Raw genomic sequence first — 19,312 nt, forward strand, 5'->3', positions numbered from 1 at the left:
CTAGTTCAAGCCAGTGCGGCACGAGTCGCCGCGAAGGCTTCGGGGGTATCGAGATTGTAGGTGCTGACGCCCTTGACGCAGCGCTTGTTCAGGCCGGACAGAACCTTGCCGGGACCGCATTCCACCAAACCGGTCACGCCACGCTCACTCAGGGCCACCATGGATTCGACCCAGCGCACCGGACTATAGAGCTGCGCCAGAAGATCGCGCTTGAGCGAGCCCAGATCCGCAACCACTGCCGCACTCACGTTCTGCACCAGCGGAATTTGCGGCGCCTGCCATTCGATCGCCTCGACCGACGCCGCGAATCGCTCGGCAGCGGGACGCATCAGATCGCAATGAGACGGCACGCTCACCGGCAGAGCCATCGCTCGCTTGGCACCCTTGGCCTTGCACAGCTCAATGGCCCGCTCGACGGCCGCGGCGCTACCCGCGATCACAACCTGGCCAGGCGCATTGAAATTGACCGCACTGACGACTTCACCTTGCGCAGCCTCAGCACAGGCAGCCAACACATCGGCATCTTCCAGCCCCAGAATCGCCGCCATCCCACCCTGACCCGCGGGCACGGCCTGCTGCATCAACTGGCCACGCAACTCCACCAGCTTGACCGCATCAGCAAACGGCATGCTGCCAGCAGCCACAAGAGCGGAATATTCACCGAGGCTATGACCGGCAACGAAATCGGGAAGAGGACCACCTTCGGCACGCCATAGACGCCAGAGCGCAATGGATGCAGCGAGAATGGCAGGCTGCGTCTTGTCGGTCTGGTTGAGCTGCTCTTCGGGGCCTTGCTGAGTCAACGCCCAGAGATCATAGCCCAGGGCCGAGGAGGCCTCGGCGAAGGTATCGAGAATCACGCTCTGCTGAGCACCCTGCTCGGCCAGCATGCCAAGCGATTGCGAGCCCTGACCGGGAAAGACGAAAGCGACTGATGCGGACATGAAACGACTCTCTTGTGGTTCTGTTCGTCTTGAAGAATACGCCAACGACAGGCGCGCCGAATTTCAGTTGGATGACCGAGCATTCCCGCCAGTCACATCGCCGCACTCTACCGGCAGCTGGCTAGCGGCCAGGAAAGGCCCTAGCCTGCGACCGAGCAACGCAGGAAGATCATGCTCGACATCCGAGGCCGCACGCCGAATGGCCACCTTGAACCCGTCGGCACCGGCACCGCCGTGGCTTTTCACGACGATGCCCTGCAGACCGAGAAAACTGGCACCGTTGTACTGCGCGGGGCTGAGTTCGGCACGCAACCGGCGCAGGAGCGGCAAGGCCGCGACACCGACGATGCGAGCCCCCAACGAGCGCCGGAACAGGGCTTCGACACGGGCAACCAGCATGCTTGCCACACCCTCGCTGGCCTTGAGCAGGACATTGCCTACGAAGCCATCGCACACAGCGACATCGGCCTCGCCCCGATAAAGACCATCACCCTCGATGAACCCCAGGTAGTTGAGATCAGCTGCCTGCTGCAAAAGGAGAGCGGCCTGTTTGACCTGCTGGTTCCCCTTGACCTCTTCGGTCCCGACATTCAACAGCGCCACCCTGGGCCGCATTCGCCCAAGCGACTCGGCGGCCACGGCGCCCATCACCGCAAACTGAAAAAGCTGCTCGGCGGCGCAGTCGACATTTGCGCCGAGATCCAGCAACAGGCAAGGATCACCCTGCGTCGGTATCGCCGTGACCATGGCTGGCCGGTCAATACCGGGCAAAGTCTTGAGCACCTGCCGTGCCAGCGCCATGAGCGCTCCGGTATTGCCGGCGCTTACACAGGCTTGAGCCGCACCATCACGAACCTGTTCGAGGGCGATGCGCATCGAGGAGCGCGGCTTGCCACGCAATGCCTGGCTGGGCCGCTCGTCCATGCCGATCATTTCGGGTGCATCAACGATTTTCAGACGCGAACGATCAACCCCTGAATGCTGGGCAACGAGCTGTTCGAGTAAAGATGATTGGCCCACGAGGACCAGGTGCAGCGAGGGGCTTTCAGCCAGACAGGAAAGACTGGCCGGAACAACGCAGTGGGGACCGAAGTCCCCACCCATTGCATCGATCGCGATGACCGGAGCGGACAAGGATTACTCGTCAGCGCCCTTGTCGATCACCTTGCGACCACGGTAGAAACCGTCCGGGGAAACGTGGTGACGCAGGTGAACCTCACCGGTGCTCTTTTCCACGGACAGAGCGTTCGGCTCGAGAGCGTCGTGCGAACGGCGCATGTCACGGGCGGAACGGGATTTTTTGTTCTGCTGAACAGCCATTTGGATCAACTCCTAAACGTTTGGGTCACGCTTTAACTGCGCCAGTACGCTGAACGGGTTGGACCGCGTTACCTCGTCCTCACTCGGATCAGGCTCATCTGGCCCAACCGGCGGCTGGCAAATTTCAGGGTCATGGAGTGGAACAATCGGCAGAGCGAGCAACAGCTCGTCTTCGACCAGCGCCAGCAGATCCAGAGGATCCTCTCCCACTTCCAGCACGTCATACCCCTTGGGCAGGTGCTGGCTGCTCGCCCCTTCATTCACAACCGCATAATCGCATTCGCTGTGAATCGGCAGAACAACCGGCTCCAGACAACGCTGGCAAATCATCTTGACTTCAACATCGAGCTGACTGTGGATAACCGCAGTACGCTGCTCATCGCGACCAAAGGTGAAACTGGCGCGCACCACACCCTCATCCTCTTCAAGAGGATCGGCGAGCCGCTTGAGCTGTGACAACTGCAGCTCACCCCCCAGGGTGGCCGCTCGGTCAGCGAGCTTGCGCGGATCAACGTGCGGAGGTATCGGTCCTTTCAACATAAGCGCGGCATTCTAGGGACGCGCCCGCCAGCTGTCAAAGGAATTCCGCCCACGCTCATCGTCCAGCGCATACAATCTCGCCGCCTGTATATAAAGGAAGGAATCATGCTCCCCCTGCTGCTCGCATCCAGCTCCCGCTATCGCCAGCAATTGCTTTCTCGCCTGCAACTGCCGTTCGAAAGCCATGCGCCAGACATCGACGAAACCCCACTCCCCGGAGAAGACGCCGAGCGGCTCGTCCGCCGACTCGCCGAACAAAAGTCCAGGGCGCTGGCGGCCGATTACCCGAACCATCTGATCATCGGGTCCGATCAGGTAGCAGTATTGGGCGAGAAGATTCTTGGCAAACCGCATACGTTCGAACGGGCAAAGCAGCAACTGCAGGCAGCCAGCGGCAAAAGCGTTCGCTTCCTGACCGGACTGGCCATGCTCGACAGCGCGACCAACCGAATCCAGGTGGACTGCGTGCCGTTCACCGTGCATTTCCGGTCGCTGGATGAAGCCAGGATCGAACGCTACCTCACCACCGAGCAACCCTTCGACTGCGCCGGCAGCTTCAAGGCCGAAGGCCTGGGCATCAGCCTCTTCCGCGCCACCGAAGGCGAAGACGCCACCAGCCTGATAGGCCTGCCACTGATTCGCCTGGTCGACATGCTACTGGCCGAAGGCGTCGAAATCCCCTGAACACAGGCCTTCACTATCGCAGCGCAGGCCCCTGCAGCCCGACCAGCATTGCCAGCCGCTCGGCAACACCGGCACCCAGCTTCTTGGTAAAGCGATCGAGCGGAGACTCCTTGACGGTGAAGTCGACGATATCAGGCTCGCCGATCACCTCGCGTGCCACGTAGGCAGTGCTACCCAGGGCGTCGATCAGCCCCAGCTCAAGCGCCTGCTCACCCGACCAGATCAGCCCCGAGAACAGTTCGGGGTGTTCCGCATCCTGAAGCCGATCGCCACGACCGAGCTTCACGCTATCGATGAACTGCTGATGAGTGGTGGCCAGCACGCCACGCCAGAAGCGGGTTTCCTCCGGCTTCTCGGGCTGAAACGGGTCCAGGAAGGCCTTGTGCTCGCCTGCCGTATAGACACGACGCTCGACCCCCAGCTTCTCCATGCCGTCGACAAAGCCGAAAGTCGCCGCCGTAACACCTATCGACCCAACCAGACTGGACTTGTCGGCATAGATCTCGTCGGCCGCACTGGCGATGTAGTAGGCGCCGGAGGCCCCCAGATCGGTAATCACGGCATACACCTTGATGGCCGGATACTCGCCGCGCAAACGCCGAATCTCGTCAAAGATGTAGCCCGACTGCACCGGACTGCCACCAGGACTGTTGATACGCAGAATCACGCCCTTGGTATTGACGTCCTCGAAGGCGGCCCGCAAGGCACCGACGACATTATCGGCACTGGCGGACTCCTCATCGGCGATCATGCCCCGCACGTTGATCACAGCGGTGTGACTTTCACTCACAGCGTTGCCCTTGCCGAATTGCAAGGCAGGGGAAAACAAGGCCAGCGCCCCGAAAAGATAAACGAACGTCAGCAACTTGAAGAATATGCCCCAGCGCCTTGCACGGCGCTGTTCCTGAACGCCGGCGAGCAGTGTTTTCTCCAGCAGCTTCCAGCTATCCCGATCTTCCTTGCGCTCCTCCACCGGAGCCTTCCATTCATCTGACATACATTCACCCCAGTACCGCAACGGAGCGAAGCCAGCTGCCAAGCTCCGAGAAATGATTGATTGCCACGTGCGGGTCATACTGCTGAAGAACATGCAGCGGCTGCGCGCCGTAAGAGACAGCCACACTATCGACCCCGGCACGACGAGCCATTTGCAGGTCGAACACCGAATCACCGACCATCAGCGCCTGCTCCGGCCTCACGTTACAGTGAGCGAGAATTTCCTGGATCATCAATGGGTCCGGCTTGCTGGCCGTCTCATCCGCACAACGCGTGATATCGAAGAAACCCTCCCAGCGCTGCCCCGCCAGCACCCGATCCAGGCCCGGCCGCCCTTTGCCGGTCGCAACCGCAAGCAGATATCCCGCTTCGCGAAACTCGGACAACGCTTCAGCAACGCCCGGATAAAGAGCCGAAGGCTGAGCCTCAAGCATCAGATAGTGCTCGCCGTAGCGACGGCGAAATTCCTCGACCAGCGCAGGATCGGACAACCCCGGATACAGCACGGCGATCGCCTCGGGCATCGCCAGACCGATGATACCCCTGATGGCGGAGTCATCGAGCACCGGCAGACCACAACCGCGAGAGGCAACATGAATCGACTCGACGATTCGCCCGATCGAATCCACCAGCGTGCCATCCCAGTCGAATATCAGAACCCGGTATTTACTCACCGAGGCGCTCCAGGGTACGCGCCCACATTTCGTCGACCGGCGCCTCCAGCGATAACTCGCCACCATCTGGCAGCGGCACCTTCAGGGCATAGGCATGGAGGAACAAACGCTTGCCGCCAAGATCGCGAATCTCGCGAGTGAACTCTTCGTCGCCGTATTTGCTGTCACCGGCGATGCTGTGCCCGGCATGCCGGGCATGTACGCGAATCTGATGAGTACGCCCCGTAACCGGCTTGGCTTCAACCAGGGTCGCGAAATCACCGAAGCGGCGCAGCACACGGAACAGCGTCAGCGCCTCCTTGCCATCCTCGGTCACTTCAACCATTCGCTCGCCAGAGCGCAGCGTATTCTTCAGCAACGGCGCGCTGACCTGCTTCTTGGAGGTTTCCCAGCGGCCACGCACCAGCGCCATATAGCGCTTGTCCACGCCGTCGCCACGCAGCGCCTGATGCAGGTGGCGCAGCATGCTGCGCTTCTTGGCCACCATGAGCAGGCCGGATGTATCGCGATCCAGGCGATGCACCAGCTCGAGCTCCCTGGCGTCCGGACGCAATTGACGCAGCGCCTCGATCACACCGTAGCTGAGCCCGCTGCCGCCATGCACGGCTATCCCAGCCGGCTTGTTCAGCACGATGAGCGCCTTGTCTTCGTGGACGATGGCCTTTTCCAGCCGCTCCAGCAACCCCTGGGCCAACGGCTCGGGCTCGTCACGCTCGGCCAGGCGCAGTGGCGGAACACGCACGAGATCGCCGGCCTGCAGCTTGTATTCAGGCTTGATTCGTCCTTTGTTCACCCGCACCTCGCCTTTGCGCAAGATGCGATAGATCAGCGTCTTCGGAACACCGCGAAGCTGGGTACGGAGAAAGTTGTCGATACGTTGGCCGGCAAGTTCCGGCGCCACCTCGAGTATTTGCACACCGGAGGTCTGGGAGGGGGTATTGGTCATCGCGGCATCATAGGGTCTGCTCCCGCTTCGTCGCAAGCTGCGTTGCAGCGGCAAATCGAACCGGACCGGGCAACGTTTGCAGGCGTGGAATCGGGAGCGATGGTACCTTTCCAGGCCCTGTAACGCCGCTTGGCGCCATTCGCCGCCCCCCCTGGGTCTGAGACTCCGGCGCGACCGCTTACGTGACGGAAACAGGCCCTGGCAATTTTCATGGAATTGAAGCACTTAAACATTGCTGTTATAGTCGCGAACGCCGCCAAAAGCGGCCAGGTCACAGGATGCCAGCGATATCGCCATCCCTGACCGGCTAATAAATGTCCGAGGACGTGAGGCCGTCCGACGCAGCTTTCCTCAATGTAGCGGTAAAGTTGTGAAACAAGCCTTGAAGACATGATGCGTGCCCCCGCTGGGGAATCGCGATAATCGACAACCCGCTTCCTGGATTCTGCGAGCGGCACCCGATTTTCAAAGTATGCGTGTTGGGTGGAGATGCACAGCATCGGATTGCGTAGCAAAAGCTTTCACAGACGCTTCATTCCGTCCGCTACCGATGCCTGATTCCTCCTCCCGAACCATTGCTTCTGTTCCGACAGCAAGCAGGAGATGTCGTCGCGACGCCGGCCCATTTGGCCGCACATCGCTGGACACTGGAGTGCCTTACAACCATTCCTGACTCACCTGACACCGACCGCGAGAGTCGTGTGTGCCGAACGCCGTTTCCGGATGCCACGGAAACCGACGGTACTACATGAAAAGAATGCTAATTAACGCAACTCAACCCGAAGAGTTGCGTGTCGCACTGGTCGACGGCCAACGTCTGTTCGATCTGGACATCGAATCGGGTGCCCGCGAACAGAAAAAAGCCAACATCTACAAGGGCAAGATCACTCGCGTCGAGCCCAGCCTCGAGGCCGCCTTCGTCGACTTCGGCGCCGAGCGCCACGGCTTTCTGCCACTCAAGGAAATCTCTCGCGAATACTTCAGCAAGGCCCCCGAAGGCCGCGTGAACATCAAGGATGTTCTGCGCGAGGGCCAGGAAGTCATCGTCCAGGTCGAGAAGGAAGAACGCGGCAACAAGGGCGCCGCCCTGACCACCTTCATCAGCCTCGCCGGCCGCTATCTGGTGTTGATGCCGAACAATCCGCGCGCCGGCGGCATCTCCCGCCGCATCGAAGGCGAGGAACGCAACGAGCTGCGCGAAGCGCTGAATGGCCTCGACGTACCGGCCGACATGGGCCTGATCGTCCGCACTGCCGGCCTGGGTCGCTCCAGCGAAGAGCTGCAGTGCGACCTCGACTATCTGCTGCAGCTCTGGACCGCGGTCAAGGATGCTTCGCAGGATCGTGTCGCGCCGTTCCTGATCTATCAGGAATCCAACGTCATCATCCGCGCCATCCGCGACTACCTGCGCCAGGACATCGGCGAAGTACTGATCGACAGCGTCGAGGCCCAGGACGAGGCACTGAGCTTCATCCAGCAGGTCATGCCGCAATACGCCAGCAAGATCAAGCTCTATGAAGACAGCGTCCCGCTGTTCAACCGCTTCCAGATCGAAAGCCAGATCGAGACGGCTTTCCAGCGTGAAGTGAAGCTGCCGTCCGGCGGTTCCATCGTCATCGATCCGACCGAAGCACTGGTGTCGATCGACATCAACTCGGCGCGCGCCACCAAGGGCGGCGACATCGAAGAAACGGCGCTGCAGACCAATCTGGAAGCAGCCGAGGAAATCGCCCGCCAGTTGCGTCTGCGTGACATCGGCGGCCTGATCGTCATCGACTTCATCGACATGACCCCGGCCAAGAACCAGCGCGCCGTCGAGGAGAAGGTGCGCGAAGCGCTGGAAGCCGATCGCGCCCGCATCCAGGTCGGTCGCATCTCGCGCTTCGGCCTGCTGGAAATGTCCCGCCAGCGGCTGCGCCCGTCCCTCGGCGAAACCAGTGGCATCGTCTGCCCCCGCTGCAACGGCCAGGGCATCATCCGTGATGTCGAGTCGCTGTCGCTGGCGATCCTGCGCCTGATCGAGGAAGAAGCCCTCAAGGACCGCACCGCCGAGGTTCGTGCCCGCGTGCCCTTCCAGGTCGCCGCCTTCCTGCTCAACGAAAAGCGCAACGCGATCACCAAGATCGAACTGCGTACCCGTGCGCGCATCTTCATCCTGCCGGACGACCATCTGGAAACGCCGCACTTCGAAGTTCAACGTCTGCGTGACGACAGCCCCGAGATCGTTGCCGGCCAGGCCAGCTACGAGATGAGCCCGACCGAGGCCGAGGAAGTTCAGCCAGTCAGTTCCACTCGCACCCTGGTACGCCAGGAGGCTGCCGTCAAGACCGCGCCGCAGCGTACTGCGCCAACTTCCGTCGCCACTGCGCCTGCCGAGGCTCCCGCAGCAACCGCCGCTCAGGAGCCCAGCCTGTTCAAAGGCCTGATCAAGTCCCTGGTCGGCCTGTTTGCAGGCAAGCCGGAAGAGCCGCAAGCCGCTGCCGAAGTCGAGAAGAAGCCCTCCTCGCCGCGTCCGCAGCGCAATGACGAACGCCGTAGCGGACGCCAGCAGAACCGCCGGCGCGACTCGCGGGGCGGCCGTGACGAGGAGCGCAAGCCGCGTGAGGAGCGCCAGGCTCGTGAAGAGCGTCAGCCTCGTGAGGAGCGTCAGCCACGCGAAGAGCGTCAACCACGCGAAGATCGTCAACCTCGCGAGGAGCGCCAGCCGCGTCCTCCACGGGAAGAGCGCAAGCCCCGTGAGCAGACTGAGGCGACGGAGACGCAGCTGCGTCGCGAGCGCACTCCTCGCGAGGAGCGCAAACCACGCGAAGAACGCAAGCGCGAGCTGCGCGCGCCGATCGACGAAGCGCCAGTAGCTGCAAGCGAAGAGCAGGCAGAACGTCAACCACGCGCACCGCGTGAAGAACGCAAGCCACGCGCCGAGCAACAGAGCCCGGTCGCCGCCGACGAACTGCTGCAGCAGGTCGAGGACACCTCTGAAGAGGGCCAGGACGCCAACGACAACAGCGAAGGCAACGATGGCGATCGTCCACGCCGTCGTTCGCGCGGACAGCGCCGCCGCAGCAATCGCCGTGAACGTCAGCGCGACGCCAACGGTAACGAGATCGAGGAAGTCGACGAAAACAACTCTCCGGTCAAGACTGAGGAAATCGCTATCGCCGCGACGGCCGCCGCACTGGCAGCCAACACCGCCGACACGGAAGTGACGGAAGTCGCCCAGCCCGCGCTGCTCGACGATACGCTGCCTGCACAGACTGCCGATGCTGTCACCACGGCTGCTGAAGTTGCCGTCGAAGCCGAGCAGGACGTGGGTGAGCCGCAGGTCGCCGAAGAACCGGTAGTTGCTCAGCAGCCAGAGCAGGCTCCTGCTCAGCAAGCCGCAACGGTACCGACAGAAGCGCCCGCTGTAGCCGCTCAGCCTGAAGTCCAGCCAGAGGCAGCCGCACAGCAGCCTGCAGCGGAACTTCCGGAAGTGTCGCCGGTAGTAGCCGCCCCGGCGCTCACCCCTAGCGGCCGCGCGCCCAACGATCCGCGCGAGGTTCGCCGCCGTCAGCGCGAAGCCGAGCGGCTTGCCAAGGAAGCGGCCGAGGCCGAAGCCAAGGCAGCTGCGGAGCAGCCGCTGGCCAGTCCGGAGATCGTCGCCAGCGAACCGGCGCCGCAAGCTCAGCCGGAAGAAGCTGTTCAGCCAGCAGCCGAGGAAGTTCAGCCGGAGCAAGCTGTCGAGCCAGCAGTCCAGTCGGAGCAGCCTGCTGCCGAGCAACCGGCCGCTGCCACTGAAGAGCCAATCCCGGAAACGACTGCTGCTGACGTGAGCGAACCGCAAACGGCACCTGCCGCAAGCCAGGAGCCAGAGCAGGTCGTGCCTCGCGAGCCAGACGCAACTGAAGGCAACGAACCGGACAGTCGCGAGAAGCCTCAGGGCTAAGCTGTTCAGGCGCATGGAAAAGGGATGCTTCGGCATCCCTTTTTTTGTCTGCGCAAAGCAACCATTGGACGCAAAGGTCGCGCACGCCACAAAATTGCTATTGGAACGCCAGCACTCGACAACCTTGCAATACGCCACTTCACGCGAGCCGACACGGGAGCCCGATGAATCTTTCTCTAATGAATCGCTATGCCTTTTTCGCGTTTTGCGTGCTTTTCAGCCTGCTGAGCCTGCCATGGCTAGGGCAGCTCTGGCCCATCACACTGATCACCGCCCTGCTCAGCGCCGTCGGCATCAACGACCTTCTGCAAGCGAAGCAGGCCGTACGCCGCAACTATCCGATTCTCGGCAACATTCGTTATCTCATCGAAACCATTCGCCCGGAGATACGCCAATACCTACTGGAGAACGACAGCGATCCGCTGCCCTTCTCCCGCGCTCAGCGCTCGCTGGTCTATGCCAGAGCCAAGAACCAGGTGGCCGACAAACCATTCGGCACCTTGTCGGACGTTTACGGCAGCGGCTTCGAATTCATCGGACACTCGATCCGAACCGCACCGCACAGCAACCCGCAGGGTTTTCGCATCACGGTGGGTGGCCCACAGTGCCGACAGCCTTATTCGGCCTCGATTTTCAATATTTCAGCGATGAGCTTCGGCTCGCTCAGCGCCAACGCCATTCGTGCGCTCAATCGTGGCGCGCGGATGGGCGACTTCGCCCACGACACCGGTGAAGGCAGCATCAGTCGCTACCACCTGGAACACGGCGGCGACCTGATATGGGAACTCGGCAGTGGCTATTTCGGCTGTCGCAACGAAGAAGGCGGGTTCGATGCCGAGCAATTCGCCCGGCAGGCCCAACTGCCGCAAGTGAAGATGATCGAGATAAAGCTTTCGCAAGGCGCCAAGCCCGGTCATGGGGGCATCCTGCCCAAGCACAAGATCACCGCCGAGATCGCAGCGACACGCGGTATTCCCATGGACCGCGATTGCGTATCGCCTGCCAGCCACAGCCGCTTCTCGACGCCGCTGGAGCTGCTTGGTTTCATCGCCGAGCTACGCGAGCTGAGCGGTGGCAAGCCGGTCGGCTTCAAGCTCTGCTTGGGACATCCATGGGAATTCATGGCGATCGCCAAGGCGATGCTGCAAACCGGCATCCTGCCCGACTTCATCGTGATCGACGGCAAGGAAGGCGGCACCGGGGCGGCACCACTGGAGTTCACCAACCATGTGGGTGTTCCGCTGCGCGAGGGACTGTTGTTCGTACATAACACCCTGGTGGGTTTGAACCTGCGCAAGCACATCAAGCTTGGCGCCAGTGGCAAAATCGTCAGTGCATTCGACATCGCCTGCGTGCTGGCCATCGGTGCCGACTGGGCGAACTCGGCGCGCGGCTTCATGTTTGCGATTGGCTGCATCCAGTCGCAGTCATGCCATACCAACAAATGCCCGACCGGCGTGGCGACACAGGATCCATTGCGCCAACGCGCGCTGGTGGTACCGGACAAGGCCGAGCGCGTCTACAACTACCATCGCAACACCCTGGAGGCGCTGTCCGAGATACTTGCAGCCGCAGGCCTCGGGCACCCGCAGCAACTGGAAGCCAAGCACCTGGTCCGCAGGATGTCGGCAACGGAGATCAAGCTGTTCTCGCAATTGCACACCTTCCTCGAACCGGGCGCCCTGCTCTCTGACGACCTGCAAGGTGATTTCTACCCGCACATGTGGCGGATGGCGCAGGCAGAGAGCTTCGATCCGAAACTGAGCTGAGGATGGCCGTAGCGCCTCAGAGCACGTTTGGCTCGATTTCGAGGGCGACCCCGAAGCGCTCGAGCACGTCGGCCTGGATACGCCGGGCCAGCTGCAGCAGTTGCATTCCAGTGGCCTGGCCATGATTGACCAGCACGAGAGCCTGCAGACGATGCACGCCGGCATCGCCCTCGCGATACCCCTTCCAGCCGGCCCGCTCGATGAGCCAGCCAGCCGCCAGCTTCACCTGGCCGTCGCCCTGCTGATAGGCGACCAGATCGGGATGGCTGCCTTGAAGCTTTCCGGCAACGGCAGCGGATACCAGTGGATTTTTGAAGAAGCTGCCAGCATTGCCCAGCTGTTGCGGATCCGGCAGCTTTTCGCTGCGGATGGCACAAACCGCCCGACTCACATCCGCCGCAGTGGGTCTGCTGATCCCCTGCTCTGCGAGGCGCTGACGGATAGGCCCGTACTCGAGATGCAGCGCGCCCTGACGACGCAAGAGCAAGCGCACACGCAGCACCAGATAGCGCCCCGGCTCCTGTTTGAAGATGCTGTCGCGATAGCCGAATGCACAGTCCTGCAAGGAAAACTCACGGAGCGTCCCGGTTTCGATCTCCAGCGCCGTGAGGCCGGCAAAGATGTCCTTGATCTCGACACCGTAGGCACCAATGTTCTGGATCGGAGACGCGCCGACCGTGCCCGGTATCAGACTCAGGTTCTCCAGCCCTGCCAACCCTTGCTCCAGGGTCCACAGCACGAACGGGTGCCAGGGCTCACCGGCTTGCGCCTCCACCAGCACCTGTCCATCGGAGTCTTCGATGATGCGCCTGCCACGACTGGCCATATGCAGCACCAGGGCCGGCACATCGCGCGTCAGCAGCAGGTTGCTGCCGCCACCGACTGGCAGCAACGGTACGCCTAGCTGCCGCGACAGAGCGAGTGCTTCGCGCACATCCTCATCGTCATGAGCGGAAGCGAAGTAGCGCGCACGCTGATCGACAGCGAAGGTATTGAACGGCTTCAGCGATCGATTGGATTCGAGGGTAAGGCTCACAGTCGCCCCTTGATTTCGACGAGCAGGGCATCGCAGGCCTTTTCGATGAGGTCCAGGACCTCTTCGAAGCCATCATCGCCACCGTAGTACGGGTCAGGCACCACATCGCGCCCCAGTCCATAGCGACGCAGCAACAGGTCCAGCTCTGCACGGCCTCGCGCCGGGCGCAAGGCCTGCAGCCGCGCAAGATTGTCGTGATCCATCGCCAGGATCAGGTCGAACCGCTCGAAGTCCTCGGGCCGCACCTGGCGCGCACGCAGCGCTGCGAGCGAATAGCCGCGCCGTCCGGCTGCGGCGCAGGCACGCGAATCCGGCGTCTTGCCGGCATGCCAGTCGCCGGTCCCGGCCGAATCGATCTCGACCCGGCTGCACAGCCCGGCCTGCTGGACACGCTGACGGAACACCCCTTCGGCAGTGGGCGAACGACAGATATTGCCCATGCAAACGAACAGCACCTTCATTTCAGCCACCCAGCAACCGCCGGACCCGCTCCAGGTCTTCGGCGGTATCGACACCTGCGGGCGGCGCCTGCAGCGCATCGGCGACATGGATTCGCCGGCCATGCCAGAGCGCACGCAGCTGCTCCAGGCACTCGGTATCCTCGAGCCAGCACGGGCCCCAGGACACGAAGTCGGCGAGGAAACCCGCACGATACGCATAGATTCCGATGTGTCGACGGTAAGGCACCCCGGCAGGCAACTGGCTGCGATCCGCGGCAAACGAATCCCGCGCCCACGGCAGTGGTGCCCGGCTGAAGGTCAGCGCCAGGCCATCGATGTCCGAAAGGACCTTCACCACGTTGGGATTGAACAGCGCCTGCACGTCAGCCAGCGGTTCTGCCAGCGTGGCGATGGAGGCCTCGGGATGAGCCGCCAGATTCGCCGCAACCTGATCGATCACCGCCGGGGGAATCAGCGGCTCGTCACCCTGCACGTTGACCACGATCGCGTCTGCTGCCAGTCCGAGCCGCTCGGCCACTTCCGCGAGGCGGTCAGTGCCGGAGTTGTGCTCGGGTCGGGTCAGCACGACTTCCGCACCGAACGCCGAACAGGCATCGACGATGCGCGGGTCATCGGTAGCGACCACGACGCGCTGAGCCGCGCTCTTGCCCGCCTGCTCCCACACGTGCCGGATCATCGGCTTGCCGGCGATGTCCTGCAGCGGCTTGCCTGGCAGGCGGGTCGACGCATAGCGGGCAGGAATAACGACGGTGTAGGCAGTGCTCATTTATCCAGGCGCTCATCCACGTCGAGGGTCCGGGCTTCGCTCTCGAGCATCACCGGTATGCCATCGCGCACCGGGAAAGCCAGGCCGTCGGCCTTGCAGATCAGTTCCGACTTGTCATCAGCCAGCTTGAGCGGCCCCTTGCATAGCGGGCAGGCCAGAATGTCGAGCAGTTTGGTGTCCATGCGCAGTCCTTGGAAGCGGTCGACTGCGTCGGCAGATCGAACGGCTTAAGTGTGGTCGGGCAGCAATCGCGCCAGCTGACTGTCGAACCAGGAGACGAAGGACGCAGAAGGCACGGCCTGCACCTGCAGATACGACCAACCCGGCGGCGCGAATGCCCGGCATTTCACCGCATCCTTTTCGGTCATCACCAGCGGCAACTCGGGGCAGAATTTCAACTGCTCGGGGCTGTAGGTGGCATGGTCGGCGAAGGCATGCGGAATCGGGCGCCAGTGTAGCGTTTCGAGCGTACCGAAGAAACGCTGCGGATTGCCGATGCCAGCCACCGCATGCAGTTGCTGGCCGGCCGGGAAGCGATCGAGCGACCAGCGCGCGCCTGAACACAGTTCGACCAGCGCGACGGGCCGAAGGTTGAACGCATAACCATCCGCGCGATCCGCGTCGGCACCGTTGAACAGCACCGCGTCCACGCTGCTCAGCCGCTCGGCTGGCTCACGCAGGGGGCCGGCCGGCAGGCAGCGGCCGTTGCCCAGTCCGCGGGCGGCATCGATCAGCACCAGCTCCAGGTCGCGCGCCAATCGATAGTGCTGCAGGCCATCATCGGAAAGAATCAGGTCGAGCGATTCCGTCTCCAGCAGCCGGCGGACGGCGCTTGATCGATCAGGATCGATCATCAGGGGTACGCCGGTCCGCTGGACGATCAACAGCGGTTCGTCACCCGCTTGCGCGGCCGCATGTTCCGGGCGCACGCGCCAGGGCAGTGTCGGCGGCTGCGCGCCGTAGCCACGACTGACGACACCGACGCGCAGCCCGCGACTTCGACAGTGCTCGATCAGCCAGAGAATCAGCGGCGTCTTGCCGGTTCCGCCCACGGTGATGTTGCCGACGACGATGACCGGCAGCGGCGCGCGATAGACATTGCCATTGCCTTCGAGGAAACGCCGGCGCCGGGCCTCGACCACGCGCCGGTACAGCAGCTCCAGCGGCGCCAGCAGCCCCAGCGCCGGATGCCCCTGATACCAGGCACGTTGCAGGCGATCGGCGAAGGACATCAGGGCGACGCCTGCGCCTCGACCGTGGTGATGCGCAGCTGAGCGAAGCCCAGCTTGCCGGCAGCGTCCATCGCGGTGATCACCGCCTGGTGCGGTGTCTTGCCATCGGCGCTGATGACCATGGGCAGGCGCGCATCGCCGCCGGACTCCTTGCTGAGCGCAGCCATCAGTGAATTGAGGTCGCTCTTCAACAGGGCTTTGCCGTTGAGTGAGTAATTGCCGTCCACGTCGATCAGCACTTCCAGTTGCCGAATCTCGGCATCCTGCGGCGGCGTGCCGCTGACCGCTTCCGGAAGATCCACCTTGAGCTGCGTTTCACGGGTAAAGGTCGTGGTGACCACGAAGAACAGCAGCAGGATGAACACCACGTCGATCAGTGGCGCCAATCCTATCTCGACGTTCTCGCGAGGTTTGCGCCGGAATTTCACGCCTTGCCCTCACCGAGATCGACATCACGGTCGCCCTGTACCACTTCCACCAGCTTGATCGCTTCCTGTTCCATGCCCACGACCAGTTCGTCAACACGGCGCTGCAGGAAGCGATGGAAGAACAACGCGGGAATGCCGACCATCAGGCCCGCAGCGGTGGTGATCAGTGCCTTGGCGATACCACCGGCGAGCAGGGGTGCGTTGGCCATGCCGGACCCCATGAACGCGCTGAAGATCTCGATCATGCCCAGTACCGTTCCCAACAGGCCGAGCAAGGGGGCGATACCGGCGATGGTGCCCAGGGCGTTGAGATAGCGCTCGAGATCATGGACGACCCGGGCGGCCGCTTCCTCGATGCATTCTTTCATGATCTCGCGGCCACGCTTGGAGTTGCTGAGGCCGGCGGCGAGGATTTCACCCAGTGGGGAATCCGCACGCAGCTCCTTGAGCTTCTGGTTGCTGAGCTTCTTCTCCTTGATCCATTTCCATACCTGGCCCAGCAGGTGCGGAGGCGTGACGCGGCTCGGGCGCAATGTCCACAGACGCTCGGCGATGATGCCGGCGGCAGCGATGGAACACAGGATGATTGGCAGCATTATCCAGCCGCCTGCTTTGACCAGCTCCCACACGAGATGAATCCCCCTCGAAAAAGTGGCGCCACTCTAGCATAGGGGCGCCGGCTCGCCGACGGCCGCCGTTCTCATTTTTCCCGCCAGAATCGTCGCTGCGTGCGCAGTGGAAGGGCTGAGGAAAAGCTGCCGAGATCGATACGAATGGCACCATGCAGGGCGGTGTCGTAGATACCGATATGAGCTGCCCGGAGGCGCTCGATCACGGTGGGATGGGGGTGACCGAAGGCATTGTGCCGGCTGCGGGAAATCAGCACCGTGGAGGGACGCACCGCATCCAGGAAGAGCTCGGATGAAGAACTCCGACTGCCATGGTGCGCGAGCAGCAGCCACTGCGCCTGCAGCGGCTGCTGGCTTGCCAGCAATGCCTGTTCGGCTGCCTGGTCGATATCGCCGGTCAGCAACAGTCTCTCGCCATTCGCCTCGATCAGCAGAACGCAGGACAGCTGGTTGCTGTCGCGTGCAGCCGACCATTGCCAGAGACTGAAGCGCACGCCATCCCACTGCCACTGCGTACCACTTTCGCAAGGCTCTGCGACCACCCGCCCGGCATGTCGGTGAGGCTCGCCACTGACTACACGTGCCGTCGGCATCAGGCGCTGAATGGCTTCTGCGCCACCGGAATGGTCGTTGTCGGCATGACTCAACAGCAGTATGTCCAACCCGCCCACCCCCAACGTACGCAGCGACGGGAAGATTACCCGCTCCCCCGTATCGAAATCGCCATGGCGCGGGCCGGCATCATAGAGAAGCGCGTGCCGCTGGGTACGCACCAGGACGGAAAGGCCCTGCCCTACATCAAGCAGCCATACCTGCGCCCGCCCATCGGGTATCGTCTGCATCGGTGGGAACGCGAGCGGCATCAGCAGCGCCAGCCCAAGCAGGCGAAGCGGGAGGCCTGCCGGCAGCAACAGCAGCAAGACGCCCAAAGCAATCAGCATGTACGCCCAGGACGGCAGGCCTGGCGCCAGCCATGCCGGCTGCCATGACGAAATGGCGGCCAGCAGATCGAACAGCAGGGAAAGCAAGCCGCCGACAAGCCACAGCAACCGTTCACCGACGTCCCATACCGGCAAGAGCAGCGTGCCGAGCAGCGCGAAAGGCACGGTCAGGCTTACCCAGGGTACGGCGATCAGGTTGGCCAGCGGGCCGCTGGCACTGACCGGCAACCCGAGCGCCAGCAACAGCGGCAACAGGCCGAGCGTCGCCGCCCATTGCGCGCGGACCAGGGTCTTCCACCAAACCCACCGCCCGAGGCGACCGGAAAAGACCAGCGCCAGCACCGCCACCGCACCGAACGACAGCCAGAAGCCCGGCTGCAACGTGACCAGCGGATCGATGAGCAGGACCCCGTTCAGTGCCAGCAGCAACGGCAACCAGACGCCCAGATGACGAAAACGCAAGCGCCAGAGCAGGACCACAGCCACCATGAGACAGGCACGGCGCACCGGCACGTCGAAACCGGAAACCCAGCCGTAAACCAAGGCACCGGCAAGCGCCAGCGCACACGCCCAAGGCAGCCAGGGCCACTGCCGCGGCCAGACACCGAAGCGCACGAGCAGCGCCACCAGGCCGTACAGCAAGCCGGCGAGCATGCCGATGTGCTGCCCGGAAATGACCATCAGGTGCACGGTGCCGGTGTCCTGGAGCACCTGCCAGTCATCTCGACTCAGCCCGGAGTCATCGCCTACGACCAGCGCCGCGATCGCACCTTGCCGACCAGAGGCGGAAACAGCCATCAGGCGGCTCCTCAGACGATCGCGCCATCCCTCGGGCGTGCCAGACGTCGATAACCGCTCCCCGGCCTTGACCGTACCGGTCGCCCCGATGCGTCGAGCCAGCAACCAGGCTTCGTAATCGAACGACTGAGGATTGACCTGCCCGCGCGGACGCTTCAGCCGTGCCGCCAGTCGCCATCGCTCTCCCGCCTGCAACAGCGGGCCGCCATACCAGGACAGTCGCAGCCTGGATGGCAGCCCGAAATGGCGCGACTCGATCTCCTCGAGCTCGAAGCGAACCACACCGTCGCGGCTTGCAGGCAAGCCAACCACTCGCCCCTCGAGCCAGAAGGTACGCCCATCCATGGCCGCCGACAGACGGTCATCAAGGGCTGCCTGGATCTGAAAACAGGCCCAGGCCAGGCCGAGCAGGAACAGACCTGGCGCTCGCCAGCGACCGCACAAGAGCGCCAGCACGCCGAGGGTGGCGAATCCCAGCAGGCCCGATGCGGAGGGCAATACAGGCAGGAAGCGCGGCAGGACAAGACCTGCGGCGAGCGCCAGCATCCATGTGCGCATGCTTTTCGACTCCAGGAATCCGTTCCGGAACCGCTTTTCGCGGATGGCCAATTTGTCGCAGGCTCAGACGTAATGTGACAAAACTACTGTCTGCGCCGCGATGCGATTCAAGGCATAATCGCGCAGCTGAGCCTGCCAGAGAACCTTCATGCCGCGTCGCTTTTTCAAACGCTACATGCCGCACCCCGATCGCATCAAGACTAACAAGTCGCTGCGTTTTCTAGGGGCGCTGATTCACGATCCCAATCTCTGGCATCTCAACCGCCACTCGGTATCCCGAGCCATGGCGATCGGCCTGTTCTGGGCGATGATTCCAATGCCCTTGCAGATGCTGGCGGCGGCGATATGCGCACTGCCTTCCAGGGCGAACCTGCCGATCGCGGTGGGGCTGGTCTGGCTGACCAATCCGCTGACCATGCCACCGGTCTTCTACTGCAACTACAAGCTCGGAACCTGGCTGCTGGATACCCCGGCGTCCGACATGCCTGCCGAACTGAGCCTGGCCTGGGTTCGCCATATGCTGGAGCACAACTGGCAGCCACTGTATCTGGGGTCGCTGGTCACCGCGATCGTGTTCGCGATCCTCGGCTACGTGCTCACGCAAGCCTACTGGCGCTGGTGGGTCGGCCGCAGCTGGCGCAGGCGCCAGAGCGGCCGTCGCTAGC

Annotated in this window: 19 protein-coding genes; 4 read left to right on the top strand and 15 right to left on the bottom strand. The window is 62.9% G+C overall.

The window, feature by feature from the left end:
* Positions 1–5 precede the first annotated feature (5 nt).
* The 4 genes from fabD to B597_RS46195 form a co-directional block, all read right to left on the bottom strand.
* Positions 6–944 (bottom strand): ACP S-malonyltransferase, encoded by a 939-nt coding sequence (fabD, locus tag B597_RS25465; RefSeq protein ID WP_003293521.1) that lies wholly within the window; start codon positions 942–944, stop codon positions 6–8.
* A 63-nt stretch (positions 945–1,007) separates the two neighbouring features.
* Positions 1,008–2,078, bottom strand: a complete 1,071-nt coding sequence (plsX, locus tag B597_RS25470) for a phosphate acyltransferase PlsX (protein ID WP_031323175.1) — start codon at positions 2,076–2,078, stop codon at positions 1,008–1,010.
* A gap of 3 nt (positions 2,079–2,081) precedes the next feature.
* Positions 2,082–2,264, bottom strand: a complete 183-nt coding sequence (gene rpmF / locus B597_RS25475; protein ID WP_003293518.1) for a 50S ribosomal protein L32 — start codon at positions 2,262–2,264, stop codon at positions 2,082–2,084.
* A gap of 12 nt (positions 2,265–2,276) precedes the next feature.
* Entirely contained in the window at positions 2,277–2,804 is a 528-nt protein-coding gene (locus B597_RS46195) for a YceD family protein (protein ID WP_003293517.1), read from the bottom strand.
* A gap of 105 nt (positions 2,805–2,909) precedes the next feature.
* Here B597_RS46195 and B597_RS25485 point away from each other — a divergent pair, with 105 nt between their 5' ends.
* Positions 2,910–3,488: a Maf family protein gene (locus B597_RS25485; protein ID WP_003293516.1), complete on the top strand. Its 579-nt coding sequence runs from the start codon at positions 2,910–2,912 to the stop codon at positions 3,486–3,488.
* 13 nt (positions 3,489–3,501) lie between these two features.
* On the opposite strand, the gene B597_RS25490 is transcribed toward B597_RS25485, so the two are convergent.
* From B597_RS25490 to rluC, 3 genes are read right to left on the bottom strand one after another with little or no spacing between them, the layout of a single operon-like run.
* Entirely contained in the window at positions 3,502–4,485 is a 984-nt protein-coding gene (locus tag B597_RS25490; RefSeq protein WP_031323176.1) for a S49 family peptidase, read from the bottom strand.
* Between the two features lie 4 nt (positions 4,486–4,489).
* The gene (locus B597_RS25495) at positions 4,490–5,158 is read right to left on the bottom strand and encodes an HAD-IA family hydrolase (protein WP_024161602.1); all 669 of its coding nucleotides are present in this window, start codon (positions 5,156–5,158) and stop codon (positions 4,490–4,492) included.
* Positions 5,151–6,104 (bottom strand): 23S rRNA pseudouridine(955/2504/2580) synthase RluC, encoded by a 954-nt coding sequence (gene rluC / locus B597_RS25500; protein ID WP_024161603.1) that lies wholly within the window; start codon positions 6,102–6,104, stop codon positions 5,151–5,153. The genes B597_RS25495 and rluC overlap by 8 nt, the downstream gene beginning before the upstream one ends.
* Before the next feature lie 748 nt (positions 6,105–6,852).
* On the opposite strand from rluC, the gene rne reads away from it, so the two are divergent.
* Together rne and B597_RS25510 are read left to right on the top strand one after the other, a co-directional pair.
* Positions 6,853–10,029 (top strand): ribonuclease E, encoded by a 3,177-nt coding sequence (rne, locus tag B597_RS25505; protein WP_192939377.1) that lies wholly within the window; start codon positions 6,853–6,855, stop codon positions 10,027–10,029.
* Positions 10,030–10,193: 164 nt separating this feature from the next.
* Positions 10,194–11,798: an FMN-binding glutamate synthase family protein gene (locus B597_RS25510; protein ID WP_031323178.1), complete on the top strand. Its 1,605-nt coding sequence runs from the start codon at positions 10,194–10,196 to the stop codon at positions 11,796–11,798.
* Between the two features lie 16 nt (positions 11,799–11,814).
* On the opposite strand, the gene murB is transcribed toward B597_RS25510, so the two are convergent.
* The 8 genes from murB to B597_RS25550 all read right to left on the bottom strand — a co-directional run bounded on the left by murB (position 11,815) and on the right by B597_RS25550 (position 18,647).
* Positions 11,815–12,834, bottom strand: coding sequence for a UDP-N-acetylmuramate dehydrogenase (gene murB, locus B597_RS25515; RefSeq protein ID WP_003293510.1), 1,020 nt, complete (start codon positions 12,832–12,834; stop codon positions 11,815–11,817).
* A complete protein-coding gene (locus B597_RS25520; RefSeq protein WP_003293509.1) occupies positions 12,831–13,295 on the bottom strand; it encodes a low molecular weight protein-tyrosine-phosphatase in 465 nt (154 codons plus the stop codon). Before B597_RS25520 ends, murB begins: the two co-directional genes overlap by 4 nt.
* Before the next feature lies 1 nt (position 13,296).
* Positions 13,297–14,061 carry a 3-deoxy-manno-octulosonate cytidylyltransferase gene (gene kdsB, locus B597_RS25525; RefSeq protein WP_003293508.1) on the bottom strand — a complete coding sequence of 255 codons (765 nt, stop codon included), beginning with the start codon at positions 14,059–14,061 and terminating at the stop codon, positions 13,297–13,299.
* Positions 14,058–14,243 carry a Trm112 family protein gene (locus B597_RS25530; RefSeq protein WP_003293506.1) on the bottom strand — a complete coding sequence of 62 codons (186 nt, stop codon included), beginning with the start codon at positions 14,241–14,243 and terminating at the stop codon, positions 14,058–14,060. The genes kdsB and B597_RS25530 overlap by 4 nt, the downstream gene beginning before the upstream one ends.
* Positions 14,244–14,288: 45 nt before the next feature.
* Entirely contained in the window at positions 14,289–15,293 is a 1,005-nt protein-coding gene (gene lpxK, locus B597_RS25535) for a tetraacyldisaccharide 4'-kinase (RefSeq protein ID WP_024161606.1), read from the bottom strand.
* A complete protein-coding gene (locus B597_RS25540) occupies positions 15,293–15,721 on the bottom strand; it encodes an ExbD/TolR family protein (RefSeq protein WP_031323179.1) in 429 nt (142 codons plus the stop codon). Before B597_RS25540 ends, lpxK begins: the two co-directional genes overlap by 1 nt.
* Entirely contained in the window at positions 15,718–16,350 is a 633-nt protein-coding gene (locus B597_RS25545; RefSeq protein WP_003293502.1) for a MotA/TolQ/ExbB proton channel family protein, read from the bottom strand. The genes B597_RS25540 and B597_RS25545 overlap by 4 nt, the downstream gene beginning before the upstream one ends.
* A gap of 71 nt (positions 16,351–16,421) precedes the next feature.
* Complete coding sequence (locus B597_RS25550; protein ID WP_024161609.1) at positions 16,422–18,647, bottom strand: DNA internalization-related competence protein ComEC/Rec2; 2,226 nt, start codon at positions 18,645–18,647, stop codon at positions 16,422–16,424.
* Positions 18,648–18,795: 148 nt separating this feature from the next.
* On the opposite strand from B597_RS25550, the gene B597_RS25555 reads away from it, so the two are divergent.
* Positions 18,796–19,311, top strand: coding sequence for a DUF2062 domain-containing protein (locus B597_RS25555; RefSeq protein WP_003293500.1), 516 nt, complete (start codon positions 18,796–18,798; stop codon positions 19,309–19,311).
* Position 19,312 lies beyond the last annotated feature (1 nt).

This window comes from Stutzerimonas stutzeri KOS6 (genome assembly GCF_000307775.2).
Taxonomy (GTDB): domain Bacteria; phylum Pseudomonadota; class Gammaproteobacteria; order Pseudomonadales; family Pseudomonadaceae; genus Stutzerimonas; species Stutzerimonas stutzeri_B.